Raw genomic sequence first — 19,705 nt, 5'->3', positions numbered from 1 at the left:
ATAGTATCATGAATCCCTATAGACTAAGGTATATGCACTGACCTATAACAACCCTAAAAGTGCGATAAATAAGACAGGAGGTGTAATGACAAGTCCTACTTTCATATACTCTCCCCAGCCTATCTTTACACCTTTTTGTGCAAGTACATGTAGCCAGAGCAGGGTAGCAAGCGAACCGATAGGGGTCATTTTAGGTCCCAGGTTCGATCCTAAGATATTGGCATAGACCAGTGCTTCATTTTCGACATATCCCACATGGTCAATAGCAATATCCATGATCATGATCGTCGGCATATTATTCATTACAGAGCTGATAAATGCTGATAAAAACCCTGTTCCAATGATTGCCACAGCTGTTCCCTGTGTACTTAGATCTGTGATCCAGGAAGCGATCACTTCAGTCAGACCCGCATTCTTCAGTCCGTAAACCACGACATAGAGTCCGATACTGAACCACACTACCTGCCATGGTGCAGCTTTGATGGTCATGATAGGTTTTGTTGCTTTATAATGTGTCGCAATAGCTAAAAAGACCAGTGCTCCGCCTAATGCAAAAAGAGAAACCGGGAGGTGATAAAGATCACCGATAAAATAGCCGATCATCAACAGGGCCAAAAAGAACCAGGAGAGTTTGAACATCGTTTGGTTCTTAATGACCGAAGCGGCTTCAGGCAGTGTCGTGACATCCACTTTTAAAGGTATATCTTTGCGGAAATAGATCCACAATATCACGATGGAAGCGAATATCGATAAAAGATTAGGTAAAAACATATTTTTTGCATATTCAATGAAACCGATATCAAAATATCCGACTGTAACGATATTGGTAAGGTTGGAGATAACCAGCGGATTAGAGGCACTGTCGCCTATAAACCCTCCTGCCATTAAAAAGGCAAATATCGCCAACGGATTCATTTTCAAATACTTCATCTTTGCAAGCAGGATAGGGGTGAGTATAAGCGCTGCACCGTCATTGGCAAAGAAGGCTGCGACAAGAGCACCCAGGAGCAGTATATAAACAAACATCTTGTTCCCGCTGCCTTTACTGAGCTTTGCCATCTTTATCGCGGCCCATTCAAAGAAGCCTATCTGATCAAGTACCATGGATAGGATGATAATTCCTATAAAGGCTAACGTTGCATCCCATACGATATCAATGACCGTAAAAACATCTGTATAGCTCACCACACCAACGAGCAGTGCAATGATGGCACCTATCACTGCCGTTGTCCCTATCTGCAGACCTTTTGGCTGCCAGATCACAAATATGAGGGTGATCAAAAAGACCGAAATTGCCAGAAACATATAAACTCCCTATGAATAAATTTACTAATCATAGCGAAAGTTAAATAAATATATCAAGATATCTTGATTTAATGATGATGTTCTGCTACAATGCTTTTAATTTTAAAATAGATGGAGATCAGAATGAAGCGGTTACATATACATATATCGGTAGAGGATCTTGAAAAAAGTATAAAGTTTTATACGGCACTCTTTGGTATGGAGCCAACCAAACTAAAAGAGGATTATGCGCAGTGGCTGGTAGATGACCCAGCTGTAAATATGGCAATATCTTCCGGTAAGGATAAAAAGGGATTGAATCATTTAGGTCTGCAGGTTGACAGTGACGAAGCAGTACAAGCGCTTGAAGATAGACTCCAGGCGGCCGGTGTTGCAGGTGAAAAACAAAAAGAGGCTGTATGCTGTTATGCAAGATCCAACAAGTACTGGGTACAGGACCCTGATGCTATTATTTGGGAAAATTACCATACGATGGAGCAGGTAGAGGTTTTTGGAGGAGATAGCTTTACCGGAGGGACCGGATGTTGCCAACCCTCTTTTAGTGCTAATAGACAGTGGTCAACAGATAAAAGCTGTTAAATCATGGAAATTTTCTTAAAAAGTGTTGCTGCACTTAATGATGAGACCAGAGTAATGATCCTGCGTTTCCTTGATAAATACGGGGAAACCTGTGTATGTGACATGCAGGCATCATTCGACATGATACAGTCCCGCCTGTCCCGCCACCTGAAAATCCTCAAAGAGGCAGGATTTTTACGTGTGGATCGTAAAGGGACCTGGGCCTATTACTCCATTCGAAAACCCTTGGACCGCTTTCGCAGTGAAGCATTGGAAGAGATCCGTTATTTGGATATGGATCTTCCGGAGTTAAAGAAAATATCACAAACGCAAGGATGTAAACTATGAAAAAAAATGTATTGATCTTATGTACCGGGAACAGTTGCCGATCCATCATGGCGGAAGCTTTGATAAATGCCAAACTTGGCGATTGTGTTTCTGCACAAAGTTCGGGTGTCAAAGCAAGTGGAAAAGTCAATCCCCATGCACAGGCACTACTGCAGTCAAAAGGGTACTGGAGAGAGGAATACCATTCAAAAGTGATCGAAACAGTGCTTGACACACCGTTCGACCTGGTGGTCACCGTTTGTGACCATGCCAATGAAACCTGTCCAATGTTCCCCAAAGCAGTGAAAACGATACATGTAGGCTTTGAAGATCCGAGTGGCAAAGCGGTAGAGGAGTATGAAAAAACACTCGATCTTATTGAAAAAGAACTCCTTCCTATTATCAAAAATGAGCTTTGCTAAATGTGGTACGAACTCACCAAAGAGTTTATCTACGGTTTTGTAGGTCTGGAAGGGAAGTTGGCTGATGCCACCCATTTTTTTATCTATGATACGATAAAGATATGGTTCTTACTGCTTACTATCATCTTTGCCGTCTCTTTTTTGAGAACCTGGGTCAATACCGAGTATGTCAGAGCACACCTCCAAGGGAAGTCGGCACTCTACGGACATGTGGGAGCCTCTTTGTTCGGTATCATCACACCTTTCTGCTCCTGCTCTGCAATCCCTCTTTTTTTAGGTTTTATTCAGGCGAGGATCCCTGCTGGCGTCACCTTTAGCTACCTTATCTCTGCACCGATGAATAATGAGATCGCCATTGCCATGCTGTTCGGACTATTTGGATGGAAAGTGACATCGATCTATATCGCTTTTGGTCTTATGGTCGCTATTATCGGAGGGTATATTATCGGAAAAATGGGTGCCGAGAATGAGATATTGTTGGATGTTAAACCCATGGATACCGAACTGGAAGCCGAACTGGTAAAACTGACATTTAAAGATCGTGCGAAAGAAGCATGGGACTATACTCTGGATATTTTCAGGAAGATATATCTGTATGTTCTGCTCGGTGTAGGGGTAGGGGCATGGATACATGGATATATCCCGACGGATTTTATCGCCCGTTATACGGGTGAGGGGAATCCTTTTGCCGTGATCATCGCTGTGATCATGGGTATCCCTATGTACTCCAATGCGGCAGGTGTGATGCCTTTGGTAGAAGTACTCACAAGTAAAGGGATGCTTCTGGGTACGGCGCTTAGCTTCATGATGGCGGTCACGGCATTGAGTTTGCCCGAAGCACTGATACTTAAAAAGATCATTTCACTCAGACTGATCGGAATATTCTTTGCTATAGTCGGAAGCGGTATCATCGCAATAGGGTATCTTTTTAATGCTATTTTATGAAGGAGAAATTATGTTTAAAGCAGATCATGCCAACCAATGTGTCAAAACATCGTTTGGTGGTTTTAAGACGAAAGCGTTGAATTTTATGATGAAGGAGTGTTTACGATGAAGATCGAAGTATTAGGTACGGGATGTGCCAAGTGTGTTGCCTTGGAAAAGGTTGTCAAAGAAGCGGTTGCCAAAAGCGGCAAGTTTGTCCAAATAGAAAAAGTCGATGATATCATGAAGATCATGGAGTATCAAGTTGTGAGTACTCCCGGACTTGTGATAGACGGTAAAGTCGTCAGTACAGGAAAATTACTGAGCGTAGATGAAGTCGTTGCATTAATCAATGAGTGTGGTGGAAAATGTTAGTTAAGAAGAGAATGAACGTAAAAGATCTTTTTGCCTATGGTGAGAGTGTACCCGGGTACGAAGTAAGGGTGCTCAACGAAAGGGAAGCACGAGCAGCGGCAGCGATACTCTTTGTGGGAGCTTTTCTCGGACTCACCAATGGTGTCATGCTCCATACGGCTATTTTTTCCAAATATTTTGTGACATTCTTTGCGATCGATTTTACGATTCGTATCATACAACCCAGATATGCACCGAGTCTGATCCTGGGACGTTTTTTTGTCCAAAATCAAAAGCCTGAGTATGTGGGCGCTGCCCAAAAGCGTTTTGCGTGGATACTTGGATTTGTGTTGGCGTGGCCTATGTTCTACTATCTTGTGATCGATTTTCAGCCAAACCCGCTCAAAGTACTTGTCTGTTTGCTCTGTATGGCCTTACTCTTTTTTGAAGCGGCTTTTTCGATCTGTCTAGGGTGTAAGATCTTTGAATGGGTAAAGCGAAAAGATCCAAAATATTGTCCCGGCGGTGTATGTGAAATGAATATCAAAGAACCGATCCAAAGATTTTCACCCACACAGAAGATCATTCTTATCACTACTTTTGTTGTGATGCTCTATGGTGTGTATGGATATTTTACCAAACTTCCTGACAAGACAATTTTTGTTCAGAAAATGAAAGTGCTTATGATGACCCAAGAGGAACTCGATGCGATACAGGCAGCAAAAGAGAAAGCGGAAGAGGAAGCATTTTTTAGTGACGGTGAGGATTTTTAACGTTGCAAGAGAGTATCTTGGCCTTACTTGAATCAAATTCCCTTCTGGCATTTCTAGGTGCTTTCGGTGCAGGGAGTATCACAGCTATCGCTCCTTGTTCTTTGGTATCTGTGCCACTATTAGTGGGAAGCTCTGTAGCTATGAACAAGGATCTGGAGGGTAGAAAAAAAGTATTTTATACCTATGTCTTTGCAATTTTGTTTGCTTTGGGTATCATGATCAGTTTTTCCATTTTGGGATTTATCGTTGCCAAATTCGGAGGTTTTTTTTCGGTAGCACCTGCTTGGGCCTATTTGGTTTCCTCGATTTTGAGTATACTGATCGGTTTGTATGCCTGGGGTGTTTTTGGAGAACTTAATAAGTCTTCGCTTATGATGCATCTGATCAAATATCGCCTCTTTGGAGGGTTTTTGATAGGCATTATCTTTGGTCTGGTAAGTACACCATGTGCCTCAGCACCTCTTGTTTCGATCATCACTGTAGCGGCAAACAGTGGTTACATGTATGCTTATGGACTTATTTTGGCATTTGCATTAGGGCATTCAATCCTTCTTTTGATCGCAGGTATTTCAGTTGGATTTGCGCAAAGTATCACTTCGAGTGCAGTGGTTGCAAAAGTGTCGAATTCTATCAATAAAAGCTTTGCTTTGATGCTTATAGGTATAGGTTTCTATTTTGCTTGGCAAGCCTCTTTACAATTTTTTTAGGAGATAAAATGAAATTAATCGTTGCAGTTTTTTTACTCTTTTTTACAACAATGACTTTTGCTGAAGAGCATATGATCAAAGAAAGTCCATATAAGCAGGTACAGCAAAGTATGGGTAATGGAAAACCTTATTTCCTGGAAGTAGGTTCAGATAGCTGTCGTAGTTGCAGGATCATGGGCAGTATGCTTTATAAAATAACACAAGAACATCCTGAGTACAATATCCATTTTATCAATGTAAAAAAAGAGCGTGAAATTGCCTCTATACTTAAGATAATGATGATTCCAACTCAAATCATCTATAATAAAGAAGGTAAAGAGGTTTACAGGCATATTGGATTGTTAAGTGACGATGAACTGGCCCAATTATTTATTACGTATCAGTTTTAAACTTTTGACAAGTCATGCAGGTTAAATCTCAGAGTCTTTTTTAGTATGAGGTTTTAAGCGATATTATATACCAAATGAAATCGATATATGATTTTCAGTTTTGATTTATATGAATAACGTTATATCTCTGTAACCTATTGAAAGGAAACCCATGGGATATGTAATGGAATTTTGGACCGCACTCATAGAGCTTAGCAATGCAATGGCTCCCTACATACTGTTTGGTCTGCTTTTCGCAGGTATGTTACATGAGTTTGTGCCCGATACTCTTGTAACCAAACATTTTGGAAAAGGCAATATATTCTCCGTCATCAAAGCCACACTTTTCGGTATTCCACTGCCTGTGTGTTCCTGTGGGGTGATCCCTTTGGCGACAAGTATCAAAAAAAGTGGTGCGAGCAAGGGCTCGACACTTTCATTTCTTATATCCACACCGATCACCGGAGTGGACTCTATCCTGGCAACCTACGGGATATTTGGCTGGATATTTACCATCTACCGTGTGATCACCTCTATGATCATAGCCATAGTGTCAGGTATCTTGTCCAATCTTTTTGATAAAGAGATGACAGACGAGAAACCTCTATTTTCAGCGGTGAAAGCCCCCAATACTTTTTCACCGACCTTTTCATTACCTGAACAAGAAGAGGGAAGTTGCTGTAGTACGGCTGCTTCGTGTTGTGCTACCGAAGCAAAAAGTTTTTGGCTTACCGGTGCTTTACACTATGCTTTTGTCACACTTTTAGGTGACATTGCCAAGCCGCTTGTATAGGGTCTGCTCCTGGGTGCATTGATCACCGTAGCGATCCCGCAAAGTATCAGTGATATCCTTATAGAGTATTCATGGTTGTCTTATATCATTGTGATCGCCATTTCAGTGCCAATGTATGTCTGTGCTACAGCATCTTTGCCTATCGCTGCGGGGCTGATGCTTTCAGGTGTGAGTGCAGGGGCGGCCTTTGTATTCCTCTCAGCAGGTCCAGCAACTAACACGGTGACCATAGGGGTAGTAAAGAAAATGCTTGGAACACGCTCACTTGCTATTTACTTGGGAAGTATCATTGTAGGAAGCATCGTGTTTGGATTAGGATTGGACTATATCTTCTCTGCATCTGAGATCAATCCTGCTTCTTTAGTGCATATCGAGGAAGAATCGGGTCTAGTCGCAATAGGGAGTTCTGTAATACTCTGGGGCCTTGTTGGATACCTCTTAGTAAGAAAGAAAGCCTAGAGAACTTAAAGCGAAAATAGATACAATAATAAATATTATATTTTTTTATATAGAATAATTTCTTCATCTAAAAAAGGTTGGGAATATTGAAAAATAGATTCATAATATTGGGTTTTGTCATCTTTTTTATTGTGATCGGGTGCTCCTTATCTCTCCCCAAGCCATTACGTATATCTACTAATTTATGGATAGGGTATTCTCCTTTTTTTTATATGCAGCAAAAAGGGTGGTTGGACGAAAATAACATTGAGTTGGTTAATGTGGTTTCTCTCTCTGAAAATATGCAAATGTATGAGTCTGGTTTTGTTCATGCATTTACCGGAACACAATATGAATTTGAACAAATGAGTAGGCACGCTTTAGGTTTGGAACCAACAATACTTCTGGACCGCTCTCTTGGCGGAGATGTTATCATGGGAAACTGTGATTTACGAACACTCCAAAAGGCTAAACGGATACATGTTTATTTGGAAATTGACAGTGTGAATAATGTATTGCTTCACAGTTTTACAGAATTGTATGGCATTGATCCTTCAGCCCTAGAGCTTATCAACAAAGATTCAGATGAAAGTTCAATGCTTGAAATGAAAGATGAACCAACACTTATCGTTACCTATGCGCCCTATGATATCAGGTTGAAGAAAAACGGGTATAAAATATTGGATACGACAAAAAATTTGTATCTTTTTGTCATGGATGCACTCTATACCGATGCGTCAACAAGGAAAGAGTATGAAGAAGAATTAGCAGTGCTGAATCAATTGATAGCTAAATCACTGCACCATTTGAAAAATGATCCGGAGGAGTACTTTTCTACGGTTCAAGTCTTTTTTAAGTATCAAGATAAAAATGCATTTCTAAAGGCACTTGAGTCCATACAGTGGATCTATGACGATCGATCCGTTGAACTGATGAAGCAACTTGAATCACATCATATTCCAAGTAAAAATATTCTGGATCCAATCCATGAGTTTTAAAAAATTAAATTTCACATTCATAGTACTGTTTGTTGGCTTTTTTACTATCACAATGTTGTTACACTATAATCAGACGTTAAAACATATACATACGATTATGATTGAGAATTTACGCGAATCCGTCTCTGAAATGAAGTTTGATATCAGAATAATAGTCAATAATCAAGAAACCCTTAATCTTAAGGCGTATCTTGATAGGCAAAAAGCCGGATCGCGTATGATCAAGGAGATCTATGTGGTAAAAGAGGACGGAACGCTTTTACGTACATCAGATTATCTTTATGAAAAAGAGTATTTTAAAGAAGAGAATGCAGTCCATTTACGACAATTGTCTATAGAGAATATATCGGACATTGATTCAATACGTTCAGATATAAATGTTATTGATCATGATAAGGTAGTTCATTACATCATGTATGTTAAGCTGGACAATCAATATATTGTAAAGAGTGTTCAACAGCGTATTGGTGTACAGATCATTTATCCTTTGCTCTTTTTTATAGGGATCGTCATATTTTATTTGCTTTATATTAAAAGATTGATCATAAAACCGATCATGATTGTTGACGATTTTTTACGCGGTATAGTCCAGAGAATTCCAAAATTTTACATACTGGAGTTTAATCACCTTTCACAAAATTTACAGAATAACCTAAAAGAGTTAAAGGAACTAGCCTATTTTGATACTTTAACCAAGATATATAACCGAAAAGCCATTGAGGAGATTTTAGAAAAAAGGATCAATGAAGTTAAAAGAAACAAAGGATCCTTCGCTGTAGCCATGATTGATCTTGACCATTTTAAAAAAGTGAATGATAGTTATGGTCATCATATAGGTGATCTACTGATAAAAGAGGTAGCAGAAGTACTGCAATCTGAGATACGTATAACAGATGATATCGGAAGATTGGGCGGTGATGAGTTTTTAATCATCATTGATTGTATGGATAGAGCTGATATTTCTGTGAGACTTCAGCGGATCATTCAAAAATTAAAAGAGCCGTTCATTATAGAGGGAAATCATATCAATATCGGTATGAGTATCGGTGCCGTGATGTGTCCTGAAGATGGCAATGAGATGATAACTTTACGCAGGCATGTAGATATGGCAATGTATCAGGCAAAACATGAAGGCCGTAACAGGGTCGTCTTTTTTTCAAAAGAACTTGGCATGAAAATTGAATCAGATATACAACTTGAAAGAGATATCAGGCATGCACTTGAACATAATGAATTTCGTTTGAACTATCAGCCTATCATTGAGATCAAGAGTGGAAAAGTAGTCGCCGTAGAGGCCCTTATCCGTTGGGAACATCCGGAAAAAGGAACGATCTATCCGAATGAATTCATCCCCTTTGTTGAAAAAGGGTGTTGTGTAAAGGAGATAGGGGTATGGGTATTTGATACAGCCTGTAATCAGCAAAGAGAATGGTTGAAAAGAGGGATTGATATCAATATGTCTATCAATCTCTCCGTCAAACATATGCATTCATCCAATTTTTATGATGTGATGAATGCTATTATAAAGAAATATGATACGGATATAAAAAAGATAAGCTTAGAGATCACAGAATATACACTGATGGAGTACAGGGAGACTACCATGGCAGTATTGAATACAATGCAACATGACGGTATGACCTTTAGATTGGATGATTTTGGAACAGGGTATTCATCTTTAACTTATCTAAAAGATACACCAATTTCTTCGATAAAGATAGACAAAAGCTTTATAGATGCGATCACACCAGATAAAAAACCTGTTCATTTACTCAATGCGATCATCAATCTTTCTCATGCTATAGATGTGACTACAATAGCAGAAGGAGTGGAAGAAGCATACCAGGTAGAGTATCTCAGGGAAATAGGATGTGATATGATACAAGGATTCTATTATTCTGAAGCATTGAATAGTGAAGCATTTGAATCTTATTATGGTTCTATGGGATCCGTTTAAAATAGAAGTATGTGATAACCCATCGATAGAGTGATATAAATATTAAAGCTCCAAATGCGTACCCACGGAAAGGTTTCCATGGACACCGCTTTGGCTGTCTACAACGACTTCTGAAGCAGCAATACCATCAGATGAAGCCACGACTCCGCCTACACCTATACGAGGTGTGCATGCAGTTAAAGATAGCATCAGTAAAAAAGCCAGATGGAGCATTTTAGGCATCTTATTTTCCTTTATGAAAAAGTAAAAAAGCACCCAAAGAAACCGCAGACACGATGATAATAGAAGCACCTGAAGTCAAATCATAAGTATATGAGAAGTACAAGCCCAAAAGTGTGAAGAGAGTTGCAATGACCCCAGAGAGGAACATCATTGAAAAGAGAGAGCTTGAAAGCCTCTCTGCAATATATACAGGGATGGTAAGCATAGCGATGACCAGGATGAGTCCTACCACCTTAATAGCGATGACTACAGTAAGCGCTGAGAGTATCAGTATGAGTGTGTAGAAAAATCTGACATTGACATCACGAAGACCTGCATATTCACTGTCATAGGAAACAGCTAAAATATCTCTGTACCAGAATGTGACGATCAAAAGTATCAGTGCCAGTAATGTGCCCATGAAATAAAGGTCCTCAGAACTTACTGCCAGGATGGAGCCAAAAAGATAGCTCATGAGATCTACATTATACCCGGGTGTAAGGTCAACAAATATCACACCGATCGCCATACCAACCGCCCAGATAAGCCCTATAAAGGTATCCATACGGTGACGTTTTTTCAGTGTGAGTCCTGCTATAAGCAGTGCAGCACCTACGGCAAAGAAGGATGCACCCAGAAAAATAGGCAATCCGAAATATACAGCAAGACCGATACCACCATAAGAGGTATGTGCAATACCTCCTGCCAAAAATACCATACGGTTTACTACGATGAGTGACCCGATGATACCCGCAGCAAAACTTACGAGCAATCCTGCTAAAAGTGCATGCTGAATAAATTCAAACTGGAGTGCTTCTATCATTTTTCTGTTCTCCACTTTGGTGCAGGTTCACATGTATCACAGTTTTCACTGCCTAACATCTGCAGCAGCTCTACTTCACAGAAATGGTCCTCATCACCATGGGTATGGAAAGTCTTTGTTTTGTCTGAAATGTCGTGATAGGAGAGGCTTTTATTGACATGTGCTGCTTTATTTGCATACTCCAAGATCACTGAAATATCATGACTTACTACAATGACCGTAATACTTTGGTTCAAGTGTTTGATCAATTCATAGATCTCTTTCTGTCCTGTGATATCGATGCTTGATGTCGGCTCATCCAGTATAAGGATATTTGGGTGTGCACAAAGGGCACGGGCTATCATTACTCTTTGACGCTGTCCGCCGGAGAGTGCACCTATCTTGGTTTGTGCAAAGTTCTCCATACCCACTTGAGCCAAGGCACCCATAGCACAGAGTACTTCATCTTTACCATACCCAAAAAGAGGTCTTTTTCCTCCAACATGCCCCATCATGACCACTTCTATGACCTTGATAGGAAAGTCTGTATTGACATTTGTGTTTTGAGGCACATAGCCTATCTGTGTAAGACTCTTCGAAGGTACTTTACCTAAGACAGAGATAGAACCTTTTTGGGGTTTTAGGATACCTAAAATAAGTTTTAGCAGGGTAGATTTGCCTCCGCCATTTGGTCCAATGATAGCTAAGAAATCTTTCTCTTCTACACTCAGGTTTATGTTTTCCAGGATCATCTGCTTGTCATAAGCAAATGAAACGTCCTTGATATCTATGACCGACATCTTAGTGCTTACCTGCAATCGACTTCGCGATATTTATGAGGTTTTCAGACCAGTTTCCTGCCAGGGGGGTTACCTTGACTACAGGTATCTGTAACTCTTTAGCAATGATCTTGGCTACTGTATCTGAAAACTCCGGTTGCGTAAAGATCGCTTTGACCTTCTCTGCTTTTGCTTCCCGGAGCAGGTGTATCAGCTCTTTGGGCTTGGGTTCTTTACCCTCTACCTCCACAGCTATTTGCTGTAAATGATAGGCTTGTGCAAAATAGCCCCAGGATGGGTGAAATACCATAAACTTTTCGCCGTCTTTTAAAGGTGAAAGTATATCTGTGATCTCTCTATCTGTCTCATCAATAGCTGTTAAAAAAATATCAAGGTTTTTTTTATAGTAGTCTCTGTTTTCAGGATCTACTTTAGTTAAAGCGTTATAGATGTTTTTCGCAATGACTTTTACATTGGCAGGCGCTGTCCAGATGTGTGGGTCTTTACCTTCATGTTTGTGTTCACTGTGATGTGCATCCATCTCTTCTTCATGCTCATCCTCTTCATGTGCTTCTTGCATCTTTATTTTGGTGATGTTGTCTGCAAGATCTATGATCTGCATCTCAGGGTTCAGGTTTTTAAATTTAGGCAGCCAAACATGTTCGAATTCCACATCGATGGCAAAGTAAAGATGCGCTTTTGCGATCTCTACCATCTGTGAAGGTTTTGGCTCATATGTGTGTGGCGAGTTCCCAGGCTCCACCATCAGTGCTACATTCACCTTATTACCACCTATGGCTTTGACAAATGTCTCTTCAGGCAGGATGCTGACCACAGCATTGATATTAGAAAATATATAAGTGGTTGATAGTAAAAATATTAGAGTGATCTTTTTCATGCAGATATTATAGCGAAAGAGTGATGATATCTTAGTGTATTGCTTAGTAAGAATTTTATATAAATTGGTTATAATTGAAAATAATGCAGTTTTATTATCTTAATGTGAAAGGTATAGTATGCTTACATTTGAAAGAAGAAATAAAAATGACCTGTCATTTCATGAAGATGAAATTAAATTAGCACAAAAAATGATGGATAGATTAAGAAGTACACTGGAATTTCTTTATTATCTTATGGACCGAAAAGAGGGGTTGTCATTTACGATGATCCTATTTTCATCCGATGATATAATGCTGGAAAACCTTATTGATAAGTGGAAGCGTCAAACTGATATTTTGTATGAAATCGATAAAGAAAACAATATCTATGTACTTCTTTGCCAGTCTACTGACATGGATGGCGGAGAACAGTTTGCGGAGATCCTTATGTCCAATGTTCGTATGCACGGCGGTAAAGCAAGTTACTGTGTGGAAGCAGAAATCAAAACGACATTATACACGGTTCAGGAAATTATTTTTACCATGGTAGAAAAATATATTGACATTAAACGAGAGAAAGAGTTCAATAAAGTATTTTTTACCAGACTTGGAGATATTGAATACTTATAGCATGAGTGAACTTGAGTGTTTTCATGCTATAGGCGGGATTAGAGTTTAGATAGGTTCTACCTACTCAAAGAATACGCCCAATCCAATCTCTTCAGAAAGTCTGATCTCACTCTCATCAAATAGGATAGATGTCCGTACAGGATGAGAGGCCAATAAACTCACGGCATCCAGATCAAGCATCGTAATGATATCTGCCTTGGCAGAAGCCACATGTACGCCTGCAGCTACAGAGATAGGACCTTCAAGCATACATCCAATCATACATTTGACACTAAATGTTTTAGAGAGCTCTGCCAATGCTAAAGCTTGTGTAATACCTGCTGTCTTGGCCAGTTTGATATTCACATAGTCTATAGCTTCCATTTCAAGCAATCTTCTTGCATCTTTCACAGAAAATATGGACTCATCTGCCAGTAGGGGAGTTTGAACTCTCTCTTTGATGTAACGAAGTCCTTCTATGTCATCTGCTGCAACGGGCTGCTCTATGAACTCCGCGATAATGTCCTTTTTTTCCAAAGCATGTAAGAGCTCTACACTCTCTTGTGCTGTCCAGCCTTGGTTCGCATCAAGTCTTAGCGTAATATTTTCATTCAGAGCCTCATGTATAGCGATGATGCGTTCAACATCTTTTTGGGGATTGTCACCTATTTTTATCTTCAGTGTATCATAGCCGAGATCCACAGCATCAAGACTGTCTGAGACCATTTTGTCAATGTCTCCCATGCTGATCGTAATATCCGTTTTGAAACTTGTTTTTGTCCCTCCAAGCATCTGATAGAGAGGTTGTCTGGCCGACTTGGCTTTCAAATCATAAAGTGCTATCTCAAGGGCAGATTTGGCCGTAGTGTTTTTAAGTATGGATGTATGTATATTATTTAATATAATACCAAACTCTTCGATATCAGTCCCTATGATAAAGGGCTTGATATACTCGATCGCAGCGACCATAGAACCCATGGTCTCTCCTGTAATGACAGGTGTAGGAGCCCCTTCACCATAGCCTATGGTTCCATCATCACATTCGACGATGACAACCAGATCTTCAAGTGCCTCTACACGGCGTAAAGAGGTAACAAAAGGGTTTTTGAGCGGGGCCTTTAGTGTGCTTATACGTATATCTTTTATCTTCATTCTCTTTTTATCCCCCTATCATCTTTAATATCTTTCCCACCATAAGTCCTCCGAATGTTCCTATAATATATCCCATCATTGCCATAAGCACACCTATGGGTATGAGTGCTTTTGAGTAGGCAGATGCCAAGATAGGGGCAGATGCTACACCGCCTATATTGGCCAAAGAAGCCACGCCCAAAGAGAAAAGGTCAAGTCTGAAGAGTTTGGCAAAGAGTATCATGATACTTGCATGTATCGCGATGATGACAAACCCTGCAATGATATAAAGAGGTGCTTCGGTTAGTTCTGAGAAGTTGGCCCGCGAAGCGATGAGTGCCACGATCAGATAGAGAATGATACTTCCAATCTGCGAGCTTCCAGAAAGCTTTGCCAATGGTGTCATAGCAAAGAGTATACCTGAGAATGTAGCGATGATAACCACCCATGTGGTCTCTGTCAGAAATGAGGTCGTGGGCAGGTATGTAGCCATAGACTGTGCAAGAGAAGAGATAAGCAGAGAACTGGCAAGCAAGATAAAAAGAGAGAAGAAGCTCATAGGTCTTTTATATTTTTCATTAAGAGCTAGTTTTTCTCCTACTTCATCTATGATCGAAGTATCAGCCTTGCTCCATAGGTTGAATGTTATCGCAAAAGGTACTAGAGCAAGCAGTATCATTACCCAGATAGCGTAGTCAATAGAGTCAATGAGCAGTGTGTACCCCATAGCCGAGTCTGGTAGGTTCAACGCACCTTGTATGGCAACCATATTTCCCGTGCCTCCCATCCATGAACCTGAAAGTGCAGCAAAAGCTTTCCATGAACCAGGCTCAAAGTAGGTATGAAAAAGAGAAAAAGTGCATATAAATCCGATGGCAATGCTTACTGAGGCTAAAAAGAAAGTGAGTAACATCTTCTTTCCCAGTTTAAAGATCTCCCTCATGTCGGCAGAGAGCAACATCAAAAAGATCATGGCTGGAAGGAGGTTGGACTTTAGAAATGTGTATGCAGACGTCACAGACTCGGATTTTTGCCATAGGCCAAAGGTGGAAAAAAGCATGACGACAAAGTAGAGTATAACGATAGAGGGGAGATACTCAAAGAGCTTATGTCGGCTCTTCTTCTCGGTATAAACGATAGCAGAGCTTGTCAGTACCAGTAAAACTACGTAAATAAATCCATCTTCGATCATTTAAATCCTCAATACAAACTATACAATCATTTGATCTGTATTATAGCGTATGCCTTGAAGATTATAGTTATTTGTAGAAGAGTGTACTTGCGGTATAGGCATTAAAAAACGATTAACCTACCTTTTTTATACTTTTATGATTACTATATTATACATAAGGAGCAGCACATGTTCAGCAAAAAAATTTCATTGTTTCTTTTGCCTTTTATGACTTTGGTCTCACTACAGGCGAATGATCCTGTTCTTAATGATCCATTCGGAGATGATATCTTTAAAGAGATGTATCAGATGCAAAAGGAGATGGATAAGATCTTTGAACGTATGCATGAACGTATGAACCAACGCACAAAACTATGGAATTACCCTACCAAACAAACATTCATACCGGGCAATCGTATAAGAACAGAGAGTTTATTGGAAGACAAAGGTACCTATTATGAGTACCATACACAAATACCTGAAAATAAAAACAATCAGATAGATATCTCTATCAGTGACGGTGTTTTGCATTTAAAGGCAACGGTGGAGACCATGAAGAAGAGTGACGATGCAAATATGAAAATGCAACAGCGTTATGTAAGTATGATACAACGTAGTGAAACATTACCCCCAGATACAGATGCCAGAAGCTTAAAGAGCGAATATAAAAACGGTTTGCTTGTTTTAACGCTTCAAAAAAAACAGAGTCTTACAGAGCCTGAAGGAAATTTAAAAGAGGAGAAAAAACCTCAAGAGAGATCAAAAAAAGAAGATCAAAAAGAGAAAATTGAAAACAATGCTACGAAGATCAAAGTACCGCATACAAGTTCACAGGTCTGATGAATCATAAAAGATTCTGGCCTAAGGCTTGTATCTCTTGATAGTTCTGTTTAATACTTATAAAAGTTTACTTTCAAGACTTCTCTTTATGTTATAATCAATCCATAAAAGGATCGAGGCTTTCAAAAACGTATTCAAAGAGGAGTTACCCATCGACGTTACACCTTTACAGTTTATCAGTACTTACTTTCTGGTCATCCTTGCCGGTATTTTTGTTTTCTCTGCACTCAGTCACATTCTTTATCAAAAACGCTCTCCCACCAGTATGATCTCATGGATGTTATCTATATTCTTTTTACCTTATATCGTTGTACCACTCTATTTTCTTATCGGTATACGAAAGCGTGAAGGAAAAAATAAAAAAGAGTATGTAAAATTTGATCATGCCTGCGAACATCCCCCTTATGAACTAGATGATCCTTATCATGCTTTTCAAAACCTTTTGCAGAAGAACGGTATGCCGCCTGCGACAAGAGGAAATAGTTTTGAGCTTATTACCAATAGTACAGAAGCGTATGAACGTATGCTCAAAGAGATCGGTCTGGCAAAACAGAGTATCGATATCTGTACCTATGTATTTCAGTTTGACACAATGACCCAAACGATGTTGGATCTGCTCACACAAAAAGCCAAAGAGGGCATTAAAGTACGATTACTTATGGATCTTGTTGGCTCTCTGGGGGCAAGCTTCAATCAAAAAGGGTTTAAAGCATTAAAAGAAGCAGGTGGTGAAGTAGCATTTTTTACCCCGATCTTGAAAAGACCGTTTCAAAACTATATCAATCTTCGAAATCATCGCAAAATTTATCTCTTTGACCAGACAACACTGCTCAGCGGCGGTATGAATCTTAGTAATGCATATATGGGAAAAGCGGATGGCACCAAACGCTGGGAAGATCTACTTTACTGTTTAAATGGTCCTTCTGTTCACCATTTTTACCATATTTTTCAGAATGATTGGATCTATGCGACAAAAGGAGAAGAACATATCGATCTGAAGGTAGAAGAGTTATGTGAAGGTGAGAGTAGGGTGCAAGTGGTTCCCTCCGGTCCGGATATCTCCAGTGATGCACTTTATGAGGCACTTTTGAATGCCATCTATAATGCGAAGAAACGTATCTGGATCGTTACCCCTTATTTTGTACCGGATGAAAATATGATACAGGCATTGGTCATAGCACATCATAAAGGGATTGATATTAAGTTGATCACGCCTAAAAATTCTGACCACCTCCTGGCAGATATGGGAAGAAGCCCATATATGCGTGAACTCGATGAAATAGGTGCGGACGTTGTTTTATATGAAGGAGAAATGCTCCATGCCAAAGCCATACTTTTTGATAATGTCGGTGGTATGGTAGGATCGGTTAATTTCGACAATCGCAGTCTTTTTCTCAATTATGAAGTGGTCACATTTGTCTACTCTCCGGAATTCATAAAGAGTATTGAAGGCTGGATGAACGGATTGATAGAGCATTCAAGCAGAGGCATGGAAAAGCCGTCCAAACTGCGTGAAGCCTTTGAAAATGTGATGAAAGTATTTGCCCCGCTACTCTAGGTAGAGATCTTTTATTTTTTTCGTCCTGTTTGCTTCTTTTTTGTTTGACCGCTCTTTTTTTGAGCATTTTTCTTCTGCATTTTTTGTTTATGAAAGTCAAATTTTCCTTTTCTCTCGATCAGTGACTTTTTCTTCGGCTGTTTCTGTCTCGGCTGTTTGTCCGTCAGTTCAAAACCGGGATAGATATCTCTTTTGATGTTGAGACGTAAATTCCTCTCCATTTTGGAGAAAATATCATAGTCTCTTGTGGTCAGAATAGAGATAACCGAGCCTTTATGGTTTGCTCTACCGGTTCTTCCTACACGATGCGTAAAATCATCTGTACCCTCCGGCATATCATAGTTAATGACCATAGAGAGCTCTTTAATGTCTATACCTCTTGCCGCAATATCCGTGGCAACCAACACCTGCGTTTTCCCGCTTTTCAAAAGGGCCAGAGATTTTGCTCTGGCACCTCTTGCAAGATCACCGTGTATGATGGAGGTACGTATATTTTGGCTTCTAAGGTATTCATATATCTTATTGGCAGACTCTTTTGTACTGGCAAATAGCAGGACTTGGTCCAGGTGCATATCTTTGATGAGTGTAGCGGTCAATTCCGCTTTTCTTGCTTTATCTACTTTATAGGCTCTGTGCGCAATGAAATCTACTACATCTCTTCGCTGGCTTACTTCTACTATCGCGGGATCACGTAAAAACTCTTTTGCAAGTTTTTTGATATTTTGTGAAATGGTTGCAGAGAACATCATCGTTTGTTTTGGTTGCTTACAATGCTTGAGTATACCTTGTATCTCACCTAGAAATCCCAGCTCCAGCATAGTATCTGCCTCATCCAGGATCACCGTATTAATGTAATCAAGGTTGATCTTTTTATCTTCTATGAAATTCAATAGTCTTCCCGGTGTGGCGACAATAATATCTGCACCCTGAGAGAGTCTTTCAAGTTGTGCACTTTTATGCACGCCTCCCTGAATCTTTACATTTTTAATGTCAAGATATTTGCCAAGATCATTGATAGTACGGGAAACCTGATCTACAAGCTCGATCGTAGGCACAATAATCAGTGCCCTGACCACTTTCTGGTCATGCTTTACAATCTTTTGCAGTTTATTAAGCAGCGGCAGTACATAGGCAGCAGTTTTCCCCGTTCCAGACTTTGATGCACCCAGTATGTCCGCACTTTTAAGTGCCGGAGGAATGACTTTGTTCTGTATGGCAGTGGTTTGTTCATATTTCACATGCGCTATGGCCTTCAAAATATCGGGATGTAAATTTAGTTTTTCAAATGATTTGATGATATTTCCTTTCAAATCTATAGAGTGGTTATATTTAATTATTAAATATATTTGTTAGTATTATAGCAAAAATGGGATGGTATTGAATACACTTCTTCTTCTTTATGGGCAAAGTTGTTCAGTTATCTATAAAAATGCATATAAAGTGTTTACCACGTCCATATGCATTCTATGTATTTTCATAAAATCATGAATCTCACTTGCCTTTAAAATGAGCATGTAAAAGCCAACCTATGGCGATACCGATGAGAAGCAGACAAAAAATAAGCAGGGCACGGGATATTTGAAGAGACCAAAATAAAAAATGAACTTCTACTATAGAAATATTTTGAAAAACAAACAAAACAACAAACACAATAAGTACAATGACAGAAATAATTTTAATATTCATGAAAGCTCCTTTGTGTATTGTTGAAGACTTTTTATACATTTTCTTGACACTGATACTATGTAAAGTATACCAAAATTTAAAGAAGAATGGTAAAAATGTGAAGTTTCTGTGCTGGTAGGATAAAGA

The 19,705-nt window shown here is 39.6% G+C and carries 22 protein-coding genes and 1 pseudogene; 14 read left to right on the top strand and 9 right to left on the bottom strand.

All coding sequences use genetic code 11. The features are described from left to right. Positions 1–42: 42 nt before the first annotated feature. Positions 43–1,305, bottom strand: a complete 1,263-nt coding sequence (locus MN086_RS05395) for an arsenic transporter (protein WP_248577038.1) — start codon at positions 1,303–1,305, stop codon at positions 43–45. A gap of 123 nt (positions 1,306–1,428) precedes the next feature. Between MN086_RS05395 and MN086_RS05390 the strand changes: the two genes are divergently transcribed. The 11 genes and pseudogenes from MN086_RS05390 (at position 1,429) to MN086_RS05340 (ending at position 9,924) form a co-directional block, all read left to right on the top strand. Continuing rightward, the gene (locus tag MN086_RS05390; protein ID WP_248577037.1) at positions 1,429–1,884 is read left to right on the top strand and encodes an ArsI/CadI family heavy metal resistance metalloenzyme; all 456 of its coding nucleotides are present in this window, start codon (positions 1,429–1,431) and stop codon (positions 1,882–1,884) included. A 3-nt stretch (positions 1,885–1,887) separates the two neighbouring features. Beyond that, the gene (locus MN086_RS05385) at positions 1,888–2,211 is read left to right on the top strand and encodes a metalloregulator ArsR/SmtB family transcription factor (RefSeq protein ID WP_248577036.1); all 324 of its coding nucleotides are present in this window, start codon (positions 1,888–1,890) and stop codon (positions 2,209–2,211) included. After that, complete coding sequence (locus MN086_RS05380) at positions 2,208–2,612, top strand: arsenate reductase ArsC (protein WP_248577035.1); 405 nt, start codon at positions 2,208–2,210, stop codon at positions 2,610–2,612. Before MN086_RS05385 ends, MN086_RS05380 begins: the two co-directional genes overlap by 4 nt. Beyond that, a complete protein-coding gene (locus MN086_RS05375) occupies positions 2,613–3,557 on the top strand; it encodes a permease (protein WP_248577034.1) in 945 nt (314 codons plus the stop codon). Positions 3,558–3,662: 105 nt separating this feature from the next. Continuing rightward, positions 3,663–3,911: a thioredoxin family protein gene (locus tag MN086_RS05370; protein WP_248577033.1), complete on the top strand. Its 249-nt coding sequence runs from the start codon at positions 3,663–3,665 to the stop codon at positions 3,909–3,911. An 11-nt stretch (positions 3,912–3,922) separates the two neighbouring features. After that, the gene (locus tag MN086_RS05365) at positions 3,923–4,663 is read left to right on the top strand and encodes a DUF4395 domain-containing protein (protein WP_248577032.1); all 741 of its coding nucleotides are present in this window, start codon (positions 3,923–3,925) and stop codon (positions 4,661–4,663) included. A gap of 2 nt (positions 4,664–4,665) precedes the next feature. Then, positions 4,666–5,370 (top strand): cytochrome c biogenesis CcdA family protein, encoded by a 705-nt coding sequence (locus tag MN086_RS05360; RefSeq protein WP_248577031.1) that lies wholly within the window; start codon positions 4,666–4,668, stop codon positions 5,368–5,370. A gap of 8 nt (positions 5,371–5,378) precedes the next feature. Further along, a complete protein-coding gene (locus tag MN086_RS05355; protein WP_248577030.1) occupies positions 5,379–5,759 on the top strand; it encodes a thioredoxin family protein in 381 nt (126 codons plus the stop codon). 151 nt (positions 5,760–5,910) lie between these two features. After that, positions 5,911–6,990 (top strand): annotated as a pseudogene (locus tag MN086_RS05350) (SO_0444 family Cu/Zn efflux transporter). A 230-nt stretch (positions 6,991–7,220) separates the two neighbouring features. Beyond that, a complete protein-coding gene (locus MN086_RS05345) occupies positions 7,221–7,967 on the top strand; it encodes a hypothetical protein (RefSeq protein WP_248577029.1) in 747 nt (248 codons plus the stop codon). A gap of 97 nt (positions 7,968–8,064) precedes the next feature. After that, on the top strand, positions 8,065–9,924 hold the full coding sequence (locus tag MN086_RS05340) for a bifunctional diguanylate cyclase/phosphodiesterase (RefSeq protein ID WP_248577028.1): 1,860 nt from the start codon (positions 8,065–8,067) through the stop codon (positions 9,922–9,924). A gap of 42 nt (positions 9,925–9,966) precedes the next feature. Here MN086_RS05340 and MN086_RS05335 read toward each other — a convergent pair whose 3' ends face one another. The 4 genes from MN086_RS05335 to MN086_RS05320 are packed head-to-tail and all read right to left on the bottom strand — an operon-like array spanning position 9,967 to position 12,604. Next, a complete protein-coding gene (locus tag MN086_RS05335) occupies positions 9,967–10,146 on the bottom strand; it encodes a hypothetical protein (protein ID WP_248577027.1) in 180 nt (59 codons plus the stop codon). A 1-nt stretch (position 10,147) separates the two neighbouring features. Next, positions 10,148–10,948, bottom strand: a complete 801-nt coding sequence (locus MN086_RS05330; protein WP_248577026.1) for a metal ABC transporter permease — start codon at positions 10,946–10,948, stop codon at positions 10,148–10,150. Continuing rightward, a complete protein-coding gene (locus MN086_RS05325) occupies positions 10,945–11,727 on the bottom strand; it encodes a metal ABC transporter ATP-binding protein (protein ID WP_248577025.1) in 783 nt (260 codons plus the stop codon). Before MN086_RS05325 ends, MN086_RS05330 begins: the two co-directional genes overlap by 4 nt. 1 nt (position 11,728) lies before the next feature. Next, positions 11,729–12,604, bottom strand: coding sequence for a metal ABC transporter solute-binding protein, Zn/Mn family (locus MN086_RS05320; RefSeq protein ID WP_248577024.1), 876 nt, complete (start codon positions 12,602–12,604; stop codon positions 11,729–11,731). Between the two features lie 118 nt (positions 12,605–12,722). Between MN086_RS05320 and MN086_RS05315 the strand changes: the two genes are divergently transcribed. After that, a complete protein-coding gene (locus MN086_RS05315) occupies positions 12,723–13,214 on the top strand; it encodes a hypothetical protein (RefSeq protein WP_248577023.1) in 492 nt (163 codons plus the stop codon). Positions 13,215–13,274: 60 nt separating this feature from the next. Here MN086_RS05315 and MN086_RS05310 read toward each other — a convergent pair whose 3' ends face one another. Then, the gene (locus tag MN086_RS05310; RefSeq protein WP_248577022.1) at positions 13,275–14,345 is read right to left on the bottom strand and encodes a dipeptide epimerase; all 1,071 of its coding nucleotides are present in this window, start codon (positions 14,343–14,345) and stop codon (positions 13,275–13,277) included. A 7-nt stretch (positions 14,346–14,352) separates the two neighbouring features. Next, the gene (locus tag MN086_RS05305; protein WP_248577021.1) at positions 14,353–15,516 is read right to left on the bottom strand and encodes a DUF819 domain-containing protein; all 1,164 of its coding nucleotides are present in this window, start codon (positions 15,514–15,516) and stop codon (positions 14,353–14,355) included. Between the two features lie 168 nt (positions 15,517–15,684). Between MN086_RS05305 and MN086_RS05300 the strand changes: the two genes are divergently transcribed. Both MN086_RS05300 and MN086_RS05295 read left to right on the top strand, forming a co-directional pair. Beyond that, entirely contained in the window at positions 15,685–16,335 is a 651-nt protein-coding gene (locus MN086_RS05300) for an Hsp20/alpha crystallin family protein (RefSeq protein ID WP_248577020.1), read from the top strand. 100 nt (positions 16,336–16,435) lie between these two features. Next, on the top strand, positions 16,436–17,893 hold the full coding sequence (locus MN086_RS05295; RefSeq protein ID WP_371875218.1) for a phospholipase D-like domain-containing protein: 1,458 nt from the start codon (positions 16,436–16,438) through the stop codon (positions 17,891–17,893). A gap of 11 nt (positions 17,894–17,904) precedes the next feature. Here the strand turns inward: MN086_RS05295 and MN086_RS05290 are convergent, their stop codons facing one another. Further along, complete coding sequence (locus tag MN086_RS05290) at positions 17,905–19,131, bottom strand: DEAD/DEAH box helicase (protein WP_248577018.1); 1,227 nt, start codon at positions 19,129–19,131, stop codon at positions 17,905–17,907. Between the two features lie 253 nt (positions 19,132–19,384). Next, positions 19,385–19,579 carry a LapA family protein gene (locus MN086_RS05285; RefSeq protein ID WP_248577017.1) on the bottom strand — a complete coding sequence of 65 codons (195 nt, stop codon included), beginning with the start codon at positions 19,577–19,579 and terminating at the stop codon, positions 19,385–19,387. Positions 19,580–19,705 lie beyond the last annotated feature (126 nt).

Source organism: Sulfurovum sp. XGS-02, from assembly GCF_023213175.1.
In the GTDB taxonomy this organism is placed as follows: Bacteria; Campylobacterota; Campylobacteria; order Campylobacterales; family Sulfurovaceae; genus Sulfurovum.
This window is presented reverse-complemented; position numbering and strand designations above follow the sequence as displayed.

Bases quoted from the DNA above. Each gene is read 5' to 3' on its own strand.
- MN086_RS05395 (WP_248577038.1), bottom strand. From the start codon at position 1,305: ATGTTTCTGGCAATTTCGGTCTTTTTGATCACCCTCATATTTGTGATC.
- MN086_RS05390 (WP_248577037.1), top strand. From the start codon at position 1,429: ATGAAGCGGTTACATATACATATATCGGTAGAGGATCTTGAAAAAAGT.
- MN086_RS05385 (WP_248577036.1), top strand. From the start codon at position 1,888: ATGGAAATTTTCTTAAAAAGTGTTGCTGCACTTAATGATGAGACCAGA.
- MN086_RS05380 (WP_248577035.1), top strand. From the start codon at position 2,208: ATGAAAAAAAATGTATTGATCTTATGTACCGGGAACAGTTGCCGATCC.
- MN086_RS05375 (WP_248577034.1), top strand. From the start codon at position 2,613: ATGTGGTACGAACTCACCAAAGAGTTTATCTACGGTTTTGTAGGTCTG.
- MN086_RS05370 (WP_248577033.1), top strand. From the start codon at position 3,663: ATGAAGATCGAAGTATTAGGTACGGGATGTGCCAAGTGTGTTGCCTTG.
- MN086_RS05365 (WP_248577032.1), top strand. From the start codon at position 3,923: ATGAACGTAAAAGATCTTTTTGCCTATGGTGAGAGTGTACCCGGGTAC.
- MN086_RS05355 (WP_248577030.1), top strand. From the start codon at position 5,379: ATGAAATTAATCGTTGCAGTTTTTTTACTCTTTTTTACAACAATGACT.
- MN086_RS05340 (WP_248577028.1), top strand. From the start codon at position 8,065: ATGATTGAGAATTTACGCGAATCCGTCTCTGAAATGAAGTTTGATATC.
- MN086_RS05335 (WP_248577027.1), bottom strand. From the start codon at position 10,146: ATGCCTAAAATGCTCCATCTGGCTTTTTTACTGATGCTATCTTTAACT.
- MN086_RS05330 (WP_248577026.1), bottom strand. From the start codon at position 10,948: ATGATAGAAGCACTCCAGTTTGAATTTATTCAGCATGCACTTTTAGCA.
- MN086_RS05325 (WP_248577025.1), bottom strand. From the start codon at position 11,727: ATGTCGGTCATAGATATCAAGGACGTTTCATTTGCTTATGACAAGCAG.
- MN086_RS05320 (WP_248577024.1), bottom strand. From the start codon at position 12,604: ATGAAAAAGATCACTCTAATATTTTTACTATCAACCACTTATATATTT.
- MN086_RS05315 (WP_248577023.1), top strand. From the start codon at position 12,723: ATGCTTACATTTGAAAGAAGAAATAAAAATGACCTGTCATTTCATGAA.
- MN086_RS05310 (WP_248577022.1), bottom strand. From the start codon at position 14,345: ATGAAGATAAAAGATATACGTATAAGCACACTAAAGGCCCCGCTCAAA.
- MN086_RS05305 (WP_248577021.1), bottom strand. From the start codon at position 15,516: ATGATCGAAGATGGATTTATTTACGTAGTTTTACTGGTACTGACAAGC.
- MN086_RS05300 (WP_248577020.1), top strand. From the start codon at position 15,685: ATGTTCAGCAAAAAAATTTCATTGTTTCTTTTGCCTTTTATGACTTTG.
- MN086_RS05285 (WP_248577017.1), bottom strand. From the start codon at position 19,579: ATGAATATTAAAATTATTTCTGTCATTGTACTTATTGTGTTTGTTGTT.